The organism is Herbaspirillum autotrophicum (assembly GCF_001189915.1).
In the GTDB taxonomy this organism is placed as follows: domain Bacteria; phylum Pseudomonadota; class Gammaproteobacteria; order Burkholderiales; family Burkholderiaceae_D; genus Herbaspirillum; species Herbaspirillum autotrophicum.
Map to the genome: position 1 here is coordinate 41,151 of NZ_LFLS01000038.1, position 19,544 is coordinate 60,694.

19 protein-coding genes are annotated in these 19,544 nt (G+C 57.7%); all 19 read left to right on the forward strand.

The window, feature by feature from the left end:
* Nucleotides 1-178 precede the first annotated feature (178 nt).
* The 19 genes from AKL27_RS23025 (at nt 179) to AKL27_RS23110 (ending at nt 19,350) form a co-directional block, all read left to right on the forward strand.
* A complete protein-coding gene (locus AKL27_RS23025; RefSeq protein ID WP_050465215.1) occupies nt 179-1,822 on the forward strand; it encodes an OFA family MFS transporter in 1,644 nt (547 codons plus the stop codon).
* Between the two features lie 331 nt (nt 1,823-2,153).
* Nucleotides 2,154-2,657, forward strand: a complete 504-nt coding sequence (locus AKL27_RS23030; protein WP_083439235.1) for a formate dehydrogenase subunit gamma — start codon at nt 2,154-2,156, stop codon at nt 2,655-2,657.
* Complete coding sequence (locus tag AKL27_RS23035; protein WP_198156061.1) at nt 2,654-4,219, forward strand: formate dehydrogenase beta subunit; 1,566 nt, start codon at nt 2,654-2,656, stop codon at nt 4,217-4,219. The genes AKL27_RS23030 and AKL27_RS23035 overlap by 4 nt, the downstream gene beginning before the upstream one ends.
* 28 nt (nt 4,220-4,247) lie before the next feature.
* Nucleotides 4,248-7,121, forward strand: a complete 2,874-nt coding sequence (gene fdhF, locus AKL27_RS23040) for a formate dehydrogenase subunit alpha (RefSeq protein ID WP_050465216.1) — start codon at nt 4,248-4,250, stop codon at nt 7,119-7,121.
* Between the two features lie 95 nt (nt 7,122-7,216).
* The gene (gene fdhD / locus AKL27_RS23045) at nt 7,217-8,077 is read left to right on the forward strand and encodes a formate dehydrogenase accessory sulfurtransferase FdhD (RefSeq protein ID WP_083439240.1); all 861 of its coding nucleotides are present in this window, start codon (nt 7,217-7,219) and stop codon (nt 8,075-8,077) included.
* A gap of 28 nt (nt 8,078-8,105) precedes the next feature.
* The gene (locus tag AKL27_RS23050) at nt 8,106-8,330 is read left to right on the forward strand and encodes a formate dehydrogenase subunit delta (RefSeq protein WP_050465217.1); all 225 of its coding nucleotides are present in this window, start codon (nt 8,106-8,108) and stop codon (nt 8,328-8,330) included.
* 406 nt (nt 8,331-8,736) lie between these two features.
* Complete coding sequence (dapA, locus tag AKL27_RS23055; protein WP_050465218.1) at nt 8,737-9,606, forward strand: 4-hydroxy-tetrahydrodipicolinate synthase; 870 nt, start codon at nt 8,737-8,739, stop codon at nt 9,604-9,606.
* A gap of 60 nt (nt 9,607-9,666) precedes the next feature.
* Nucleotides 9,667-10,305 (forward strand): glutathione transferase, encoded by a 639-nt coding sequence (gene yfcF, locus AKL27_RS23060; protein WP_050465219.1) that lies wholly within the window; start codon nt 9,667-9,669, stop codon nt 10,303-10,305.
* Between the two features lie 158 nt (nt 10,306-10,463).
* A complete protein-coding gene (locus AKL27_RS27290; RefSeq protein ID WP_083439236.1) occupies nt 10,464-10,841 on the forward strand; it encodes a YdcF family protein in 378 nt (125 codons plus the stop codon).
* Nucleotides 10,838-11,194 carry a YdcF family protein gene (locus tag AKL27_RS27295; RefSeq protein ID WP_198156062.1) on the forward strand — a complete coding sequence of 119 codons (357 nt, stop codon included), beginning with the start codon at nt 10,838-10,840 and terminating at the stop codon, nt 11,192-11,194. Before AKL27_RS27290 ends, AKL27_RS27295 begins: the two co-directional genes overlap by 4 nt.
* 318 nt (nt 11,195-11,512) lie before the next feature.
* Nucleotides 11,513-12,610 carry a LacI family DNA-binding transcriptional regulator gene (locus tag AKL27_RS23070; RefSeq protein WP_232311077.1) on the forward strand — a complete coding sequence of 366 codons (1,098 nt, stop codon included), beginning with the start codon at nt 11,513-11,515 and terminating at the stop codon, nt 12,608-12,610.
* Between the two features lie 177 nt (nt 12,611-12,787).
* A complete protein-coding gene (locus AKL27_RS23075; protein ID WP_050465221.1) occupies nt 12,788-13,594 on the forward strand; it encodes a transporter substrate-binding domain-containing protein in 807 nt (268 codons plus the stop codon).
* Nucleotides 13,595-13,689: 95 nt separating this feature from the next.
* The gene (locus AKL27_RS23080; protein ID WP_050465222.1) at nt 13,690-14,496 is read left to right on the forward strand and encodes a transporter substrate-binding domain-containing protein; all 807 of its coding nucleotides are present in this window, start codon (nt 13,690-13,692) and stop codon (nt 14,494-14,496) included.
* A 79-nt stretch (nt 14,497-14,575) separates the two neighbouring features.
* Nucleotides 14,576-15,274 carry an amino acid ABC transporter permease gene (locus tag AKL27_RS23085; protein WP_050465223.1) on the forward strand — a complete coding sequence of 233 codons (699 nt, stop codon included), beginning with the start codon at nt 14,576-14,578 and terminating at the stop codon, nt 15,272-15,274.
* Nucleotides 15,271-15,921 (forward strand): amino acid ABC transporter permease, encoded by a 651-nt coding sequence (locus AKL27_RS23090; protein WP_050465224.1) that lies wholly within the window; start codon nt 15,271-15,273, stop codon nt 15,919-15,921. Before AKL27_RS23085 ends, AKL27_RS23090 begins: the two co-directional genes overlap by 4 nt.
* Entirely contained in the window at nt 15,908-16,642 is a 735-nt protein-coding gene (locus tag AKL27_RS23095) for an amino acid ABC transporter ATP-binding protein (protein WP_050465225.1), read from the forward strand. Before AKL27_RS23090 ends, AKL27_RS23095 begins: the two co-directional genes overlap by 14 nt.
* Nucleotides 16,639-17,382 (forward strand): sugar phosphate isomerase/epimerase family protein, encoded by a 744-nt coding sequence (locus AKL27_RS27955; protein WP_050465226.1) that lies wholly within the window; start codon nt 16,639-16,641, stop codon nt 17,380-17,382. The genes AKL27_RS23095 and AKL27_RS27955 overlap by 4 nt, the downstream gene beginning before the upstream one ends.
* A gap of 22 nt (nt 17,383-17,404) precedes the next feature.
* On the forward strand, nt 17,405-18,349 hold the full coding sequence (locus tag AKL27_RS27960) for a sugar kinase (protein ID WP_050465227.1): 945 nt from the start codon (nt 17,405-17,407) through the stop codon (nt 18,347-18,349).
* A 41-nt stretch (nt 18,350-18,390) separates the two neighbouring features.
* Nucleotides 18,391-19,350 (forward strand): 2-hydroxyacid dehydrogenase, encoded by a 960-nt coding sequence (locus AKL27_RS23110; RefSeq protein WP_050465228.1) that lies wholly within the window; start codon nt 18,391-18,393, stop codon nt 19,348-19,350.
* The last annotated feature ends 194 nt before the right edge of the window (nt 19,351-19,544 follow it).

Sequence of the window (19,544 nt, forward strand, 5' to 3'; positions counted from 1 at the left end):
GTTTTTTTACGATCTCTTATATGTAAAAAGAAGCATATTGAAGCTGGAAGAGTTCGATGATACCTTGCGCTGAGCAGGCGAACTATATAAAAAATAATATGCAAACTTATGCATGAAGTTCTGGGTTGTTGTCTCTTCTGCATATAATTGCCAATTCGCAACAACTAGAGGAGGACAAATGGCTTTCGATTTCCTGGAAAAAGAACACACCATTGCTAAACCCGGTTTCAATCGCTGGCTGGTTCCGCCGGCAGCACTCGCAATTCATCTCTGTATCGGTATGGCTTACGGTTTCTCGGTATTCTGGCTGCCGCTGTCGCGCGCACTGGGTATCAAGGAGTCGATTGCCTGTGCGCCTGATGCCGGTTTCATGGCGCAGGTCATGTCTACCAGTTGTGACTGGAAAATTTCCATGTTGGGCTGGATGTACACCATGTTCTTCGTTTTGCTCGGCATTTCTGCGGCCATCTGGGGCGGCTGGCTGGAACGTGCCGGGCCACGCAAGGCTGGCGTAGTAGCAGCATTTTGCTGGTGCGGCGGCTTGCTGATCTCGGCCTTTGGCGTCTATTCGCACCAGATCTGGCTGATGTGGCTGGGATCCGGGGTGATCGGCGGCATCGGACTCGGTCTCGGTTATATCTCGCCGGTGTCGACGCTCATCAAATGGTTTCCTGACCGCCGTGGCATGGCCACCGGCATGGCGATCATGGGCTTCGGCGGCGGCGCGCTGGTCGGCAGTCCGCTGGCCGACAAGCTGATGAAGCATTTCGCCACGCCGACCTCGGTCGGTGTCTGGGAAACCTTCGTGGTAATGGCGATCATCTATTTCGTCTTCATGATGGCCGGTGCCTTTGGTTACCGGGTACCGCCAAGCGGCTGGAAACCGACCGGCTGGACGCCGCCGGCGGCCAACAACAACACCATGATCACGCAGCATCACGTGCACGTCAGCAAGGTCTGGGGCATTCCGCAGTTCTGGCTGATATGGCTGGTGCTGTGCCTGAATGTGTCGGCCGGGATCGGCGTGATCGGGATTGCTTCGCCCATGTTGCAGGAAGTGTTTGGCGGGCATCTGCTCGGGGTCGACGTCAAGTTCGGTGATCTGTCGATGGAGCAAAAGGCGGGGATTGCCGCGATTGCTGCCGGCTTTACCGGGCTGATCAGTCTGTTCAATATTGGCGGCCGTTTCGTCTGGGCCTCCTGTTCCGACTTTTTCGGCCGCAAGATGACTTACTGCATCTTCTTCGTGCTCGGCTTCATCTTGTACGTCAGCCTGCCATGGTCGGCCAAGTCGGGCAGCATCGCCTTGTTCGTCGGCGCCGTCTGTCTGATCCTGTCGATGTACGGTGGCGGTTTTGCCACGGTGCCGGCCTATCTGGCCGACCTGTTCGGGACCCAGATGGTGGGGGCGATTCACGGTCGTCTGCTCACCGCATGGGCCACCGCCGGTATTCTCGGCCCGGTGGTGGTGAATTACATGCGTGAATACCAACTGTCGCTCGGCATGCCGCGGGAGTCGGTCTACAACACCACCATGTACATTCTGGCCGGCATGCTGGTACTGGGCCTGATCTGTAATTTGCTGGTGCGGCCGGTAGCGCAAAAGCACTTCATGACGGCAGAAGAGTTGGCGCATGAAAAGAAACTGGCGCATGAAAAATCGTCTTCAGACAATACCGCCAGCCTGTCGGCAGCGGAACTGGAACGAGTAGGTCATGGCGGCAATCCAATCGTTATTGGTGCCGCATGGCTGGCGGTTGGCATTCCGCTGGTCTGGGGCGTGGCGTTGACCTTGCAAAAGGCAGTGGTGCTGTTCAAATAAGTCGGACGGCGGCCTCTGCGCTGCAGGGGCCGCCGGCAAATGGCTGTAAATGTTGCAATCATTGATTGCTGATGTGTTCCGTACCAACCCGAAAGGCAGGGCGAACATGAATTCCTCTTTCTCCGTTTCACTGGCAAAGGCGGGCGCAGGCTACGGCAGCCGTGCCTGCTGTCGCCGCGCTTCTTGTCATTCTTTACCCCGATCATTGGATGGGCGGCCAATTGGCTGCCGGTGTTGTTGCGCGTAATCACGCGTCATTTTTTGTTGTGCCGGGATGAATATAAAAACGATCAACCGGCGTTATCAGGCAGTACAGGCAGGAGACAAAATCATGAGCAGGCAGCAAACAGAGAGCGCCGTCGTCAGCAGCGCCGATACCCTGGGCCGGGTTAACGCCATCATTGCCGAACGGGCGCAAATGCCGGGGCCGATGTTGCCGATCTTGCACGGCATTCAGGATGCGCTCGGCTTCATTCCCGGCGACGTGGTGCCGGTCATCGCGCAGGCGCTGAACGTGTCGCGGGCCGAAGTGCATGGCGTGATTTCTTTCTATCACTATTTCCGGCAGCAACCGGCAGCGCCGCATGTGCTGCAGATTTGCCGTGCCGAAGCCTGCCAGGCGCAAGGCTCGGAAGCATTGGCAGCCAAGGCCGAAGCGCTGCTCGGTTGTGTCTTTGACGGCACCAGCGCCGATGGTCAATTTACGCTGGAACCGGTGTATTGCCTCGGTCTGTGCGCCTGTGGTCCGAATCTGGTGCTGGATGGCGATCTGCATGCGCGGGTCAGCGACGCTAAACTGGAACGCCTGTTGCAAACCAAGCGAGGTGTGTCATGAGCGCCGTGATGCCGGTGACGGTTTACGTTCCGCGCGATTCGGCGGCGCTGGCGCTAGGCGCGGATGAAGTTGCCGCCGCGATTGCCTCGGAAGCTGCGCAGCGCGGTATCGCCATCCGACTGGTACGCAATGGTTCGCGCGGCATGTTCTGGCTGGAGCCGATGGTCGAAGTGGCGACCGCGCAGGGACGGATGGCTTACGGCCCGGTTGCGGCCGAGGATGTCTCGGGCCTGTTCGATGCCGGTTTTCTGAGCGGTGCGGCGCATCCGCTGACGCATGGCCTGACCGACGAAATTCCCTATCTGAAGCAACAGGAGCGCCTGACCTTTGCCCGCGTCGGCATTACCGATCCGGTCTCGCTCGACGATTATCTGGCGCATGAAGGCTATGTCGGACTCAAGCATGCCTTGCGCATGAGTGCTGCCGCCATCGTCCAGGAAGTGCTCGATTCCGGTTTGCGCGGACGCGGCGGTGCGGCGTTTCCCACCGGCATCAAATGGAAGACCGTAGCCGATGCCAAAGGCGACCGCAAATATATCGTCTGCAATGCCGACGAGGGTGACTCGGGGACTTTTTCCGACCGCATGGTAATGGAGGATGATCCCTTTGTGTTGATCGAAGGCATGACCATTGCCGCGATTGCGGTGGGCGCGACGCAGGGCTACATCTATGTGCGTTCCGAATACCCGCACGCGATTGCCGCGCTGGAGCAGGCAATTGCCGTGGCCAATGACAACGCGTATCTGGGCAGCAATATTCTCGGTTCCGGCAAGCGCTTCCAGCTGGAAGTGCGCAAGGGCGCCGGCGCTTATATCTGCGGTGAAGAAACCGCTTTGCTGGAAAGTCTGGAAGGCAAGCGCGGGGTGGTGCGCGCCAAGCCGCCGCTGCCGGCGTTGCAGGGTCTGTTCGGCAAACCGACCGTCATCAACAATGTGATTTCATTGGCCAGCGTACCGATTGTGCTGGCGCGCGGGGCCATGTTTTACAAGAACTTCGGCGTCGGCCGTTCGCACGGCACCTTGCCGTTTCAACTGGCCGGCAATGTGCGTCATGGCGGCCTGGTGGAAAAGGCGTTCGGTCTGAGCCTGCGTGAACTGCTGTTTGATTTCGGTGGCGGCAGCGCCAGCGGCCGGCCGATTCGTGCGGTGCAGATCGGCGGTCCGCTCGGTGCTTATGTGCCGGCTTCGCAATTCGATACCTTGCTCGATTACGAAGCGTTTGCCGCGATCGGGGCCATGGTCGGTCACGGCGGCATGGTGGTGTTCGATGACAGCGTCGATATGGCAAAGCAGGCGCGTTACGCGATGCAGTTCTGCGCGATTGAATCGTGCGGCAAATGCACGCCATGCCGGATCGGTTCGACGCGCGGCGTGGAAGTCATCGACAAGATCATCGCCAATGACAACCGGCCGCGCCAGATCCATCTGCTGCGCGATCTGTGCGACACCATGGTCAACGGCTCGCTGTGTGCGATGGGCAGCATGACGCCATATCCGGTGTTGTCGGCCCTGAATCATTTTCCCGAAGATTTCGGTTCCAACCCAGAGGAACGGGCGGCCTGAGCCGCTCACCTTGTTGAGGAGTGCAGACATGAATCAACTCAATGAAACAGATTTCGGTACCCCGGCCCGTGTCTCAGAGCAGCGCGTGACGTTGGAAATCGATGGCGTCAGCGTGGAAGTTGTGGCCGGTACATCGGTCATGCGCGCCGCCGTCGAAGCCGGTATCAATGTGCCCAAGCTGTGCGCTACCGACAGTCTGGAACCGTTTGGCTCCTGTCGCTTGTGTCTGGTGGAAATCGAAGGTGCCGACGGCCGCCGCATGAAAGGGTACCCGGCCTCGTGCACCACACCATGCGAAGCCGGTATGAAGGTCAGCACGCAGACGCCGAAGCTGGCCGATATCCGGCGCGGCGTGATGGAGCTGTACATCTCCGACCATCCGCTTGATTGCCTGACCTGTCCCACCAACGGCAATTGCGAATTGCAGGACATGGCCGGTGCGGTCGGTCTGCGCGAGGTGCGCTACGGATACGATGGCGAAAACCATCTGCAGTTGAAAAAGGATGAATCCAATCCGTACTTCACGTATGACCCTTCCAAGTGCATTGTCTGCAATCGTTGTGTGCGTGCCTGTGAAGAAACCCAGGGTACTTTTGCGCTGACCATCAATGGTCGCGGCTTTGAATCGCGCGTGTCGGCCGGGCAGATGGACAGTTTCATGGAGTCGGAATGCGTGTCTTGCGGCGCTTGCGTGCAGGCTTGCCCGACCGCCACGCTGACCGAAAAGACCGTGATCATGATGGGTCAGGCCGAGCATAGCACCGTCACTACCTGCGCCTATTGCGGCGTCGGTTGCGCCTTCAAGGCCGAGATGAAGGGCAATGAAGTGGTGCGCATGGTGCCCTACAAGGATGGCCAGGCCAATCACGGTCACTCATGCGTCAAGGGGCGCTTTGCCTGGGGTTATGCGACCCACAAGGATCGCATCCTGAAGCCGATGATTCGCAGCAATATCAATGACCCCTGGCAAGAAGTGTCGTGGGAGCAAGCGTTGTCGCATGCGGCCAGCGAATTCCGCCGGATTCAGGCCAGGCATGGCAAGGATTCGATTGGCGGCATTACTTCATCGCGCTGCACCAACGAAGAAACCTATCTGGTGCAGAAGCTGGTGCGCGCCGCCTTCGGCAACAACAACGTCGATACCTGCGCCCGCGTTTGTCACTCGCCGACCGGCTATGGCCTGAAAGCGACATTGGGAGAATCGGCCGGGACCCAGACGTTTGATTCGGTCATGAAATCGGATGTGATCATGATCATCGGCGCCAATCCGGCGTCGGCGCATCCGGTATTTGCATCGCAAATGAAGCGCCGTCTGCGCCAGGGCGCCAAGCTGATCGTGATCGATCCGCGCACCACTGAGATGGTGAAGTCGCCGCATATTCAGGCCGACTTCCATCTGAAGCTGCGGCCAGGCACCAACGTCGCCGTGATCACCGCACTGGCGCACGCGATTCTGCAAGAGGGTTTGCAGCAGGAAGAATATATTGCCGAACGCTGCGATATCAAATCCTATGAAGAGTGGAAACAGTTTGTCCTGCAGCCGGAGAATTCACCGGAAGCCATGGCTGAGATTACCGGTGTCGCTGCCGCAGATGTGCGCGGTGCGGCACGGCTGTTTGCTACCGGCGGCAATGGCGCGATTTATTACGGACTCGGCGTGACCGAACATGCCCAGGGCTCGACCATGGTGATCGGCATTGCCAATCTGGCGATGGTCACCGGCAACGTCGGCCGCGAAGGCGTCGGCGTCAATCCGTTGCGCGGACAAAACAATGTGCAGGGTTCGTGCGATATGGGTTCATTCCCGCATGAATTGCCGGGCTATCGCCACATTTCCGATTCCACGGTGCGGTCAGAGTTCGAACATGCCTGGGGCGTGACGCTCAATCCGGAGCCGGGTTTGCGGATTCCCAACATGTTTGAAGCGGCGCTCGATGGCAGCTTCCTCGGACTGTACTGTGAAGGCGAAGATATCGTGCAGTCGGATCCGAATACCCAGCACGTCACCGCCGCGCTGGCAGCGATGGAATGCGTGGTAGTGCAGGATTTGTTCCTGAATGAAACTGCCAAGTACGCGCACGTTTTTCTGCCGGGTTCGTCGTTCCTCGAAAAGGATGGCACCTTCACCAATGCCGAGCGGCGCATTTCGCGCGTGCGCAAGGTGATGCCGCCCAAGGCCGGCAAGTCGGACTGGGAAGTGACCGTGGCGCTGGCCGAAGCGCTCGGCTATCCGATGCCTTATACGCATCCGTCGCAGATCATGGATGAAATTGCGGCGCTGACACCGAGTTTTCATGGCGTCAGTTACCAGCGCCTGGAGCAACTGGGCAGTATTCAGTGGCCTTGCAACGATGCCGCGCCGACCGGTACGCCGATCATGCATATCGGCAGTTTCATTCGCGGCAAGGGACGATTCCTGAATACCCAGTATTTCCCGACTGCGGAAAAGGTAACGCAGCGTTATCCGCTGATTCTCACCACCGGGCGTATCCTGTCACAATACAATGTCGGGGCGCAGACGCGACGTACCGAGAATTCGCAATGGCACAGCGAGGACTTGCTGGAAGTCCATCCTCATGATGCGGAAGATCGCGGCATCAGGGAAGGCGACTGGGTCGGCATCGAATCGCGCGCCGGGCAAACCGTATTGCGCGCCACGGTGACGGAGCGGGTGCAGCCGGGCGTGGTGTATACCACCTTCCATTTTCCGGAGTCGGGCGCCAATGTGATTACCACCGATAATTCGGACTGGGCTACCAATTGTCCGGAATACAAGGTGACGGCGGTGCAGATCTTGCCGGTGACGCAGCCGTCTGAATGGCAAAAGAATTATCAGCGCTTCCATGTGAAACAGATGGATTTGCTGAAAGGCGAACCGGCTGAACCGGCGGTGACCAAATGAGCTGCCAACGAGCAGAAAGTGAAGCAGAAAGTGAAGCAGAAAGTGAAACGGAAAAATGAAGCGTAAAACAGCAGCCTGTGGATATCGGGGGCAGCATGCGTGACGCAGCTTCGTCGCCGACGCTGAGCGCGCTTGAAACAGAGCCGCCGGGTGACGATGCGCATCCGGTGGTGGCCAGCGTTGCAGTGGAAAAATGGCGCGACGGCAAAGGCGAAGTACTGACCGATGTGGTGGCCGAAGAAGTACCAGTGGCCCTCGAATATAACGGTATTTCGCACGCCGTCATGATGGCGACGCCGGCTGATCTGGAAGACTTTGCACTGGGATTTTCGCTGACCGAGGGCATCATCGCCAGCGCCGGTGAGTTGTATGAATGTGAAGTAGTGATGGCGGCTGAAGGCATGCAGGTGCAGATGCGCATTGCTACCGAACGGTTTGCCGCGCTCAAGGAAAAGCGGCGCAATCTGACCGGGCGTACCGGCTGTGGTTTGTGCGGCGCTGAAACGCTGGCGCAGGCGGTGCGGCATCCGGCGGCAGTGCAAGCCGACAGCGCCGTGTTTTCCGCCGATGCCATGCATGCGGCGCTGGAACAAATGCAGCAGCAACAGCTATTGCAGCAACAGACCGGCGCCACGCATGCAGCAGCGTGGCTGGATCGCAGCGGCAAGATTGCATTGGTCAGGGAAGATGTCGGTCGCCACAATGCACTCGATAAGCTGATCGGTGTGCTGGCGCGACAAGGACAGGATTTTTCGACGGGTGCGGTAATCATTACCAGCCGCGCCAGTTATGAAATGGTACAAAAGGCGGCCACGGTCGGTATCGGTTTCGTCGCCGCGATTTCGGCGCCGACGGCACTGGCAATCCGATTGGCGCAGGAAACCGATGTCACGCTGATCGGCTTTGTGCGACGCCAGGGACACGTGGTGTATGCGGGTGCACACCGCCTGCGCTGATCACTTCATACAGAACCAGGAGTACAGCATGCATATCGATAATCTGATCAAGATGGCCAACCAGATCGGCAGTTTTTTTTCCACCATGCCCGACCATGAACAGGCGGTAACCGATCTGGCATCACATCTGAAGCGGTTCTGGGACCCGCGCATGCGCAAGGCCTTGCTGGCCTATGTGGAGCAGGAGGGCGGGACGGAACTCAATCCGCTCGTGCTGGAAGCGGTGAAGTTGCATACCGCGACGCTGGCCTGAGGTCATCGTGTTGCGTGATTGATGCTAATGGCTGAGGCCGGCGTGAATCATCTTGACGCCGGCAATTGCTTTGTTGAATAATCAAACGCAATTGCCGCCTGTTCAATGCGGCACCACCAACGCAAAACCAACGCAGATTCAACGTACTACACCCATATGATTTTTCTTGCCGCCGACATCACTTCCGCACATGGCTTCGCTGCCATGGCACGGACGCTGGTCGCCGCTGCAGGTAAATCGAAAAAACAGTCGCTCATCTGACCGGGGCGTGCTGTCCCGTCAGGTGGGCTGACAGGATGGCAGGCGCTCAGGCTGAGATACAAGATTCCGCAACACTCCCTCTGCAATTTCCTCTTCCGGCATCCCTCCCGACGGTGACTTGACGGTCATTCTTGTGGAGTTTTCAATGACAAGTTTTACAGGTATCTGGGTGCCGCTGGTCACCCCGTTTCGCAATGGCAATATCGATTTCCCGGCATTGCAGAAAACCGCGCAGCATTTGCTGGCATCCGGCATTAGCGGGCTGGTTGCCTGCGGCACCACCGGCGAAGCGGCAGCACTGACCGAGGACCAGCAACTGGCGGTACTCGATGCACTCATCGAGGCAGCACCGGCACATCCGGTCATCATGGGGCTGAGCGACAACAACTTGCCATCCTTGCTGAGCCGGCTGGAGCGGATTCAGCAAAGACGCATCGCCGGCTTGCTGGTGCCGCCACCGTATTACATCCGACCCTCGCAGGCCGGATTGGTGGACTTCTTCCGGCGCGTGGCGGATGCCGCCTCGGTCCCCGTAGCGATCTACAACATTCCTTATCGCACCGGCATCGCCATGGAGCTGGGCACCTTGCGCACGATTGCGCAGCATGAACGCGTCACGGCGATCAAGGATTGCGGCGGCAATCTGGCGACGACCATGCAACTGATCGCTGATGGCAATCTGGCCGTGATGGCGGGTGAAGATCAGCAAATCCTGTCCATGCTGTGCCTCGGTGGCAGCGGCGCGATTGCGGCGGCGGCGCATGTGCGGCCAGACTTGTTTGCATTGCTGCCGTCACTGGTGCAAGCCGGGCAACTGGCGCAGGCGCGGGCAATTTTTTACCGCTTGCTGCCACTGATCCAAAAGCTGTTTGATGAACCCAATCCGGGACCGCTCAAGGCGGCGCTGGCCATGATGGGGCATATGCAGAATGAACTGCTGCCACCGATGCAGAGCATGTCCGCTGCCGGCGCAGAAGCGCTCCGGATCGAGTTGCTGCGGTTGGAATGCCTGTAGCAGATTGTGCTGCGCAATCGCATTGTTGTTGCCGCTTGTATGAAAACGAAAGAGATAAAAATGAAAAACAATGATTTCCAGCTCTACGTGGATTCCCGCTTTACCAGTCCTTATGCCCTGTCGGTATTCGTCACGCTGACAGAAAAAGGCTTGCCGTTTGAGGTGTTGACGGTCGATCTCGGACGTCAGGCCAACCGGCTGCCGGACTATGCAGCATTGTCCTTGAGCGGCAGGGTACCGACGCTGATCGATGGTGCTTTTCATCTGTCCGAGTCGTCGGCGATCACGGAATATCTGGAGGAGCGGTTTCCGGCGCCGACCTATGCCGCAATCTATCCGCGCGACGTGCAGCAACGCGCCAGGGCCAGACAAATCCAAGCCTGGTTGCGCAGTGATTTTTTCAAGATCAGGGAAGAGCGGTCGACCGAGGTGATTTTTTACCAGGTGCCAGCATCGCCGTTATCGGTGGCCGCCCGTGTGGAAGCCGGGCGGCTCATGACTGCGGCAGACAGTTTGCTCGGCGACGACACCTCGAATCTGTTTGATACCTGGTGCATTGCCGATACTGAACTGGCGCTGATGCTCAATCGCCTGCTCAGCAACGGCGATGCCATGCCTGAAAAACTCGCGGCCTATGTGCGTCATCAGTGGCAACGATCATCACTGCAAGGGTGGATCAATCAGCCGCGGGGCGACTGAGCTGTTGCATGATGCAGCACGCCGGCAGTGCCGGCTGCCGGCGGCTGCACACGAAAGCGGATGCTCAAGTTGGTGCTGCATGCAGACTGCTGTCAAATCAATATTTCCCTGTGGAAACATAATATAGTGTCATTCCTTCAACAAAATTGAGGAGTCTGATGATGCTTATTCTGCTTTTCTTGCTGCTGCTGGCGGGTATCTATTGCCTCTGGCGCGAATGGGAAACATTGGGGAGCGGCGTTTGCACCGCCGCCGGCATTCTCTTGCTTATCGTTGGCTGCGGTCCATTGGCGCTCTGGCTGCTGGATCAGCAGTTGGAATATTCTTCGGCCATACCAAGTAACTGGGGCAAGCAAAACACGATCGTGGTGTTGGGATATGCGCTCGAACTGGTCCCGGCCAGCGGTCGGGTTGAGCCGGGGACCTTTGCCTACGGACGCATCGTCAAGGCCGCAGAGCTGTATCAGGCCTATAAAAACACAGTGATGATTGCAAGGTCATGGTCAGTGGCGGCGATCCGCAGCATACGGGCATGACCGAAGCGCATGTCTATGGCGAGATGCTGGTGCGACTGGGCGTGGCCGCATCCGATTTGTTGCCGGAGAGCCGCAGCAACAATACCTGGCAGAACGCCAGATTCAGCAGCGAACTGTTGCAGCATCGTGATCCGTCGGGCATCTGGCTGGTGACGTCCGGCGTGCATTTGCGTCGCAGCCTGATGTATTTTTCCCATTTCGCGGTGACGCCGAAGGCGGTCCGCGCAGATTATCTGGCACCCAGAATGAGTGTCATCCCGAGTGCCTACAATTTCACGCTGGCGGACGTCGCCCTGGCGGAGCAATTCGGGATTGCCCGTTATCACCTCTACAAGCTGCTTGGCGTCAATTAGGCCGGACCGGTAAAAACGCAGCCTGGCACGGCGTCGATGGTGCGTGGCACCATCGATGGAATTTCATGTTGATCCCATCGCCGGCGAGTGGACATCGCCCGCGCAAAATGACGCCATGCGTCAATTGCGATTTGGAAATTGTCGAAGTTTGACGGGTCTTTGTTTCATCGTTGCGATCAAAATTTTCATCCGAAACAAATTGCCAAACGAAATTCATGCTGCTATCTTGGAACCGGTTCCAGAGATTCGCTCAAAAGAAGCGGACCGGATCCGGAAAAAATAATTAATGCAATACCAACCAACGATTTGGCAGGTAGAGTGAGACAAAAATCCAATACGCAGCAGGCACCCGTCACCGGTGCAGGCAAGGTCACGATTGCGCAGGTAGCGCAGGAAGCTGGTGTTTCCAAGACCAGTATTTCGCGCTATCTGGGCGGTGAATTCGATGCCCTTTCCGAACCGTTGCTGGAGCAGATCCGCAGTACCATCGCGCGCCTTGGCTATCAGCCGAGCCAGATGGCGCGCGGCCTCAAGGGCGGTCGTACCAAACTTATCGGCATGTTGGTGGCCGACATTCTCAATCCCTATTCGGTAGCGGTATTGCATGGCGCGGAAGCCGCCTGCCAGCAATACGGTTACACCCTGATGTTGTGCAATACCGCCAATGATGAAAAGCGCGAGCAGCAGTCGCTGGCGGCATTGCATTCGTACAGCGTCGAAGGTTTGTTGTTCAATACCCAGGGCCGCAATATTCGTCCGCTCAAGGAATTGGGCCGCACGGCATTTCCGGTGGTCCTGCTGGACCGGCGCATTGACGGTTGCGACTTCGATCTGGTCGGTCTGGACAATGTGCGCGCGGCACAGATGGCGACCAATCACCTGATCGAGCAGGGCTATACCGACATCGGCCTGGTGGTGCAATCGCTGTATGGCGTCAGTTCCCGGCAAGGACGTCAGGCCGGTTTTTTGCAGGCGATTGCGGCGGCCGGAAACTGTCATGGCGAAACGCTGGAAGTCGATCTGGAGCAACCCGGGCATGTTGCCACCGCGGTGCAGGAATTCTTGCGCCGGCGTCGTGGCAGCAAGGGGAAACTGGCGCTGCTGGCGGGTAACGGTATGGTGTCACTGCAAATCGCATTGGCCTTGCAAAGCATGAAACTGCGTTTTCCCGACGACCTTGGTTTGTTGTGTTTCGACGAATTGTCATGGTCGCCGCTGGTGGGCAGCGGCATCAGCACCATCGAGCAGCCGACGTATGACATCGGTTTCGCCGCGATTGAGCGCTTGCTGGCACGCATCAATGGCGAGCGCGCACCGCGTCGTGAAATCTTGCTGGATGGCCGGCTGATCAAGCGTGGTTCGAGCATCCCGCCGGAACCGGTGGCTCGCGCACGAAAACCGGTACGCAGTGCATGAATTTGCAGTTTTCTGGAACCGATACCAAACGGTTCCGGAATAGTGGTCGCGGCCATGCCGCACTTTGATCTGGAGTAGTGACAACGGGTATCACGACAATTTGACCGATCTTGAAAATGCTGCCGCGACAGAACATACGATCGCAACAGAGCAGCGTTAACGATGGAGACAAGCAAGATGCGTATTCGAAATCTGATTCACGGAAAGTTTCTGACAGTATTGCTGGCTGCCATGTGCGGCCTGCTCGCCAGCGCGCACGCCAGTGCCCAGACCGTCGCCGAACTGATCAAGAAAGGCAAGCTCACGATTGGCGTGGTGAGCGGCACGCCGCCGTTCGGTAGTGTGGACGCCAAGGGCGTTCCGATTGGTTATGACATCGATGTCGCCAATCTGATCGGCAAATATATCGGCTTGCCGGTGGAGATCGTGCCGCTGACCCCGCCGGCGCGGATTCCGGCACTGGAATCGGGCAAGGTCGACTTCCTGGTAGCGACGCTGGCGCCGACGCCGGAACGTGCCAAGTCGGTGTTGTTCACGATTCCCTACAGCGCGTTCGAACTGGCCGTAGTGGCGCCGGTCAGCAGCAATTACAAGACGCTGGCCGATCTGAATAAAAAGAAAATCGCCGTCAATCGCGGTGGTACCAGTGACACGGCGCTGAGCCGGCTGGCCCCGGCCGGTACCAATATCGTGCGCTTTGAAGATGACTCGACCGTAACGCAAGCGCTGTTCAGCAATCAGGTCGATTCGATTTCGATCCCCAGCTCGATGGCGCATGAAATCATCAAGACCCGCGGCGCCGGCAAGATTGAACTCAAGTTTGCGTATTCGGTGCAACCCAATTCGATGACGGTGCGCAAGGGCCAGTTCGATTTGCAGCAATGGCTCAACAATTTCATTTATTACGTGAAGCTCAATGGCGAACTGGAAGCCATTTCGCAAAAGTGGACCGGGGCGACCTTGCCCAACTTGCCGGTGTTTTAACAGCGATTTCATTTTTATTAAGCGGGCGCAAGCCTTTATCAAAGAGCGTCAACGCCGGTAACCATGCCGGCAAGGCGTGACCAAGGAGACTAACCATGAGTATCAGAAATCTGTTCAGTACCAAATTCATCGCGCTGGCGCTGGCTGCCAGTTGCGCCGTCGGCGCTGCCGCCAGCGCTAGCGCGCAGACGGTGTCCGATTTGATCAAGAAGGGCAAGGTCACCATTGGTGTGGTCAGCGGTACGCCACCGTTCGGCAGCGTGGATGCCAAGGGTGAGCCAATCGGTTACGACGTCGATGTCGCCAATCTGATCGGCAAGTATCTGGGGCTGCCGGTCGAGATCGTGCCCCTGGTGCCGCCGGCACGTATTCCGGCATTGGAATCGGGCAAAGTCGACTTTCTGGTCGCGACACTGGCGCCGACACCTGAGCGTGCCAAGTCGGTCATGTTCACCATTCCTTACAGCGGTTTTGAATTGTCCATCGTGGGTCCGACCGGTTCCAAGTTCAAGAATCTGAATGACCTGATCAAGAAGAAAGTCGGCGTTTCGCGCGGCAGCACCAACGATACTGCGCTGACCCGTCTGGCACCTGCCGGTACCGTGCTGGTGCGTTTCGAAGATGACTCGACCGTGACGCAGGCGTTGCTGAGCAATCAGGTGGATGCCATTTCGATTCCAAACACCATGGCGACCGAAATCGTCAAGACCCGTGGCGCCGGCAAGATCGAAATCAAGTTCCCTTACTCGGTGCAACCGAATTCGATGACCGTTCGCAAGGGCGCATTCGATCTGCAACAGTGGCTCAACAACTTCATCTACTACGTCAAGCTCAATGGCGAACTGGATGGTATTTCGCGCAAGTGGGCCGGTTCGCCACTGCCGAATCTGCCAGTATTCTGATCCTCGGTTCACGCTGAAAGACAGACAGACCCCGGACCTCGTCAGAGGTCCGGGATCGGCAAGAGTTGAGGAGTAGACGATGACTTATGATTTTCAGTTTGCCTTCATTTTCCAGCACATGGATCAGTTGTTGTGGGGAGCGTTGCTCACCATCCGGCTGAGCGCGCTGGCAATGATTTTCGGTTTGGCGGTGGGCATTTTCGGTGCCATCGTCAGCATTCACGGTTCGCGTCCGGCCCGCTTCGTGGTAACGACTTACGTCGAAGTGATCCGTAGTACGCCGTTTCTGGTGCAGTTGTTCATTATCTTTTTCGGCTTGCCCGCTGCGGGCGTGCAGGTCGATGCCAATATTGCCGCGCTGGTGGCAATGACAGTCAACCTCGGAGCCTATTCCACGGAAATCGTGCGGGCCGGCATGATGGCGGTGCATCCGTCGCAGATCGAAGCTGCCCAGGCGCTGGCGATGACGCGCTGGCAGGTGATCCGGCATGTGGTGTTGACACCGGCGCTGGAAAAAGTCTACCCGGCGCTGGCCAGTCAGTTCACGCTGATGATGTTGGCTTCGAGCGTGGTGTCGGCAATTTCCGCCGAAGAGTTGACGGCCGCCGCCAACTTGCTGGATGCGGAAACCTTCCGCAGCTTCGAGATCTATCTGATCGTGATGGCGCTGTATATCCTGCTGGCGTTGCTGTTCCGTCTCAGCTTCTGGATCATCGGCCTGTTTGTGTTCAAACGCCGCCGCCGTCTCGGTGTGGCACGACCAAGGGGAATGAAATGATTGCAGAATTTTCCTGGGACCAGTTCCAATTCTTGCTGGAAGCGGCGCGCTGGACATTGCTGTTGTCGGCATTGTCATTCGTGGTCGGCGGCATTGCCGGTTTCATCGTGGCCTTGATGCGGACCTCGCATTCGCAGATTCTGCGCACGGTGTCGGCGATCTACATCCAGATCGTGCAGGGCACGCCGGTGCTGATCATCCTGTTCCTGACCTTTTACGGACTGGCGATCTATGGCTACAAACTGCCGCCGATGGTGGCTGCAACCGTGGCCATGACGATCTACTCCAGTGCCTATCTGGGCGAAATCTGGCGCGGTTGCATCGAGGCCGTGCCGGTCCAGCAATGGGAAGCATCCACCGCACTGGCGATGAATCGCTGGCAACAATTGCGGTATGTGATCCTGCCGCAGGCAGTGCGCATTTCGCTGCCGCCGACAGTAGGCTTTCTGGTGCAGATTATCAAGAACACGTCGATTGCCTCCATCATCGGTCTGGTCGAGTTGACGCAAGCCGGCAAGCTGGTCAGCAATGCCACGTTCCAACCATTTCTGGTATTCCCGATCGTTGCCGGGATTTACTTCATATTTTGCTATCCGCTGTCGCGCTTCAGCTTCGCTTTAGAGAGGAAATTACATGCCCATCGTTGAGATTGACAATATCACCAAGCGCTTTGGCGACAATCAGGTCTTGAACGGCATTTCGCTGACGGTAGAACCCGGTCAGGTAATTGCCGTGATCGGTCGCAGCGGTTCGGGCAAGAGCACCATGCTGCGTTGTATCAACGGTCTGGAAAGTATTGACGGCGGCAGCATCAAGGTCGCCGGTCATACGCTGACGGCGAAGCACGAACACCTGATCGAGTTGCGCAAGGATGTCGGCATGGTGTTCCAGAGCTACAACCTGTTCCCGCATTTGACGGTGGAAGAAAACGTCATGCTGTCGCCGCGCATCGTCAAGAAAGTGCCAACCGAGAAAGCGCGTGAAACGGCGGCCCGGGTATTGAAGCAGGTCGGACTGGACCACAAGCGTGATGCCTATCCCGAGCAATTGTCGGGTGGTCAGCAGCAGCGCGTGGCGATTGCCCGTTCGCTGGCGATGGAGCCGCAAGTCATGCTGTTTGATGAAGTGACTTCGGCGCTCGATCCGGAATTGACGCAAGAAGTGCTGAAGGTAATGGAAGAGCTGGCGCGGGCCGGCATGACCATGTTGCTGGTCACGCATGAAATGGAATTTGCGCGGCGCATGGCGCATATCACGGTGTTCATGCATCAGGGCAAAGTGTGGGAAACGGGGCCGTCGGAAGCGTTCTTCTCCAATCCGCAAACACCGGAAGCCAAGCAGTTCATCGGTGCCGGGGCCATCAAATGACCTCGGTACTGGTCGCCGCATCTGCCTATGGCGCCGACCTGGTGCGCCGGCTTGGTCATGCGCATCTGGTGCCCATCGTTGCTGCTGCCGGTGCTGCGGGACTGGAAATCCGCAGCGAGTTGTTTGTCGGCGAGCAGGATCTGGATGCCTTGCGTGAATTGCTCAAAAAGCACGGTCTGTTTTCGGTTTATTCGGCGCCCATCGAGTTGTTCGGTGCCGATGGCAAACTGGCCGGTGCGGCGCTGGAGCAAGCGCTGGCACAGGCGCATCAGTTGCAGTCACGCTATCTGAAAGTATCGCTCGGGCATTTTTCACCGCGCAGCGAGGTGCCGGCCCTGGCCAGATTCGTGGCGCAGGCACCGCTGCCGTTGTTGCTGGAAAATGACCAGACCGCGCACGGCGGCAATCTGGAATCGATTGCCGCTTTTCTGGCGCTGTGCCACAGCAATGGTTTTGCCATGGGCATGACCTTTGACATGGGTAACTGGCGCTGGAGCGGAGTTGATCCGGAGACGGCGGCCAGACTGCTGGCGGCGCGTGTTGAATACGTGCATTGCAAGGGCGTGTTCAATGACAACGGCAAACTCAAGGCGGTACCGCTGGCAGCGGATGACCCCTCATGGCAGCATTTGTTTTCTTATTTTCCGCACGGGGTTCAGCGCGCGATCGAGTTTCCCCTGATCGGCGACGATCTGGAGCAGGTGACGCGACACCATGTAGCAATGCTGGCGTCGGTCTGAATTTCTTCTATACATTAAGCATATGACGCAATCGGGATTGGATGTCGTAACCTACGGCGAAGCACTGGCGCTGTTTGTCGCGGATGAGGTCGGCGATTTTGCCGATGTTGAAAAATATACGCGGCGACTGGCCGGGGCCGAGACCAACGTTGCCATCGGGTTGGCGCGTCTGGGGTTGAAAGTGGGCTGGGTCAGCCGGGTCGGCAACGATTCTTTTGGCCGCTTCATCCGCAAACGGGTAGCGCAGGAAGGCGTCGATGTCAGTTGCGTCACCACCGATGCCGAGTTCCGGACGGCGATCCAGCTCAAGGCCAAGGCGGTGGACGGCGCCGATCCGGCGATTGAGTATTATCGCAAGGGTTCCGCCGCCAGCCAGTTGTCGCAGGTCGATTTCAATCAGGCGTATTTCGGTGCGGCGCGCCATTTGCATGCCACCGGCATCGCTGCGGCCCTGTCGCCGGGCAACATGGCCTTCGCCCATCAGGCTCTGGATTTCATGCGGGCCGGCGGCAAGACCATTTCTTTCGATCCCAATCTCCGACCGATGTTGTGGCCATCGCAGGAAGTCATGGCGCAGCAATTGAATCAACTGGCTTTCAAGGCCGACTGGGTCTTGCCGGGCCTGAGTGAAGGAAAGATTCTGACCGGTTACACTGAGCCGCGTGATATCGCCGCTTTTTATCTGGAGCAGGGTGTATCTGCCGTCATCATCAAGCTCGGTGCGGATGGCGCTTACTTCCGCACGGCGGATGATGAAGGTATTGTCGGCGGCGTGCCCGTGGCGGAAGTGGTCGATACGGTCGGCGCCGGTGACGGTTTTGCAGTCGGCGTGATCAGCGGTGTGCTGGAAGGGTTGCCCCTGCCGCAGGCGGTGGCGCGCGGCAACCGGATCGGCGCGTTTGCGATTCAGGTGGTGGGGGATATGGAAGGCTTGCCAACCCGTGCCCAGCTGGATGCCGCGGTTTGAATCGAGATTGATGTAATCGGAATGAATTGCGGAGTGAATTGATGAAACAGCATGTCGTGGTCTACAAGAATTTGCCGGATGCATTGCTGGCGCGTTTGCGGCACGAATTCGATGTGACGTATTTTGAGGCCATTACGGATGCCAATCGCGCGCAATTTCTGCACGCGCTGACCGGTGCCCATGGTTTGCTGGGCGCCAGTCTGCCGATCAGCAATGCGATGCTCGACAGCGCCCCCGAACTGAAAATCGCCTCGACCATTTCGGTCGGCATCGACAATTTCGACCTCGATTATTTTCGTCAGCGCGGCATCATGCTGGCGCATACGCCCGGGGTACTCAATGAAGCTACGGCAGATGCCATTTTTTCACTGATCCTGACCAGTGCGCGGCGTATCGTCGAACTGGCCGAATACGTGAAGGCCGGCAAATGGACTCGCAGCATTGAGGAATCCATGTATGGCATCAATGTGCATGGCAAGACCATCGGCATGCTGGGTATGGGGCGCATTGGCAGCGCGGTGGCGCGGCGCGCTCATCATGGCTTCGGCATGCGGGTGATTTATCACAATACCCGTCCCAATCCCGAGGCCGAGCGCGAACTGAACGCTGCCTTCGTCAGTCGCGATGACTTGCTGGCGCAAGCCGACTTTGTCTGCCTGATGTTGCCGCTGACGGCGCAGACCGAACGGCTGATCGGCGCCCGTGAATTTGCCTTGATGAAGCCGAGTGCGATTTTCATCAACGGCTCGCGCGGCCGCATTGTCGATGAGGCGGCGCTGATTCAGGCGTTGCAAAACAAGACCATCTATGGCGCCGGCCTGGATGTATTTGAAAAAGAACCGCTGCCGGTCGATTCACCGTTATTGCAACTGAGCAATGTCGTCGCCTTGCCGCATATCGGTTCCGCCACGCATGAAACGCGGCTGGCGATGGCGACCCTGGCGGTGGATAATCTGGTGGCCGGATTGCGGGGCGAGACACCACGTCACCTGGCGAACTGAAATGTCCCGTTCTTCGCATCCAACTTCCTGAAAAATTCTTTGAAAAAGCAGCAATAAGACTTCCGTTACAGCGAACGGATGGTGTATGCTTTCGCCATAAAAAGAACGATCGTGCTAAATATCTGCGTGAGACAGCTTTTGCTTTTATAATCCCGTTTCAGTTTACGTTTACGTCAATTCGATTTTTCCAAGGA

Bases quoted from the DNA above. Each gene is read 5' to 3' on its own strand.
- AKL27_RS23025 (WP_050465215.1), top strand. From the start codon at position 179: ATGGCTTTCGATTTCCTGGAAAAAGAACACACCATTGCTAAACCCGGT.
- AKL27_RS23030 (WP_083439235.1), top strand. From the start codon at position 2,154: ATGAGCAGGCAGCAAACAGAGAGCGCCGTCGTCAGCAGCGCCGATACC.
- AKL27_RS23035 (WP_198156061.1), top strand. From the start codon at position 2,654: ATGAGCGCCGTGATGCCGGTGACGGTTTACGTTCCGCGCGATTCGGCG.
- fdhF (WP_050465216.1), top strand. From the start codon at position 4,248: ATGAATCAACTCAATGAAACAGATTTCGGTACCCCGGCCCGTGTCTCA.
- fdhD (WP_083439240.1), top strand. From the start codon at position 7,217: ATGCGTGACGCAGCTTCGTCGCCGACGCTGAGCGCGCTTGAAACAGAG.
- AKL27_RS23050 (WP_050465217.1), top strand. From the start codon at position 8,106: ATGCATATCGATAATCTGATCAAGATGGCCAACCAGATCGGCAGTTTT.
- dapA (WP_050465218.1), top strand. From the start codon at position 8,737: ATGACAAGTTTTACAGGTATCTGGGTGCCGCTGGTCACCCCGTTTCGC.
- yfcF (WP_050465219.1), top strand. From the start codon at position 9,667: ATGAAAAACAATGATTTCCAGCTCTACGTGGATTCCCGCTTTACCAGT.
- AKL27_RS27290 (WP_083439236.1), top strand. From the start codon at position 10,464: ATGATGCTTATTCTGCTTTTCTTGCTGCTGCTGGCGGGTATCTATTGC.
- AKL27_RS27295 (WP_198156062.1), top strand. From the start codon at position 10,838: ATGACCGAAGCGCATGTCTATGGCGAGATGCTGGTGCGACTGGGCGTG.
- AKL27_RS23075 (WP_050465221.1), top strand. From the start codon at position 12,788: ATGCGTATTCGAAATCTGATTCACGGAAAGTTTCTGACAGTATTGCTG.
- AKL27_RS23080 (WP_050465222.1), top strand. From the start codon at position 13,690: ATGAGTATCAGAAATCTGTTCAGTACCAAATTCATCGCGCTGGCGCTG.
- AKL27_RS23085 (WP_050465223.1), top strand. From the start codon at position 14,576: ATGACTTATGATTTTCAGTTTGCCTTCATTTTCCAGCACATGGATCAG.
- AKL27_RS23090 (WP_050465224.1), top strand. From the start codon at position 15,271: ATGATTGCAGAATTTTCCTGGGACCAGTTCCAATTCTTGCTGGAAGCG.
- AKL27_RS23095 (WP_050465225.1), top strand. From the start codon at position 15,908: ATGCCCATCGTTGAGATTGACAATATCACCAAGCGCTTTGGCGACAAT.
- AKL27_RS27955 (WP_050465226.1), top strand. From the start codon at position 16,639: ATGACCTCGGTACTGGTCGCCGCATCTGCCTATGGCGCCGACCTGGTG.
- AKL27_RS27960 (WP_050465227.1), top strand. From the start codon at position 17,405: ATGACGCAATCGGGATTGGATGTCGTAACCTACGGCGAAGCACTGGCG.
- AKL27_RS23110 (WP_050465228.1), top strand. From the start codon at position 18,391: ATGAAACAGCATGTCGTGGTCTACAAGAATTTGCCGGATGCATTGCTG.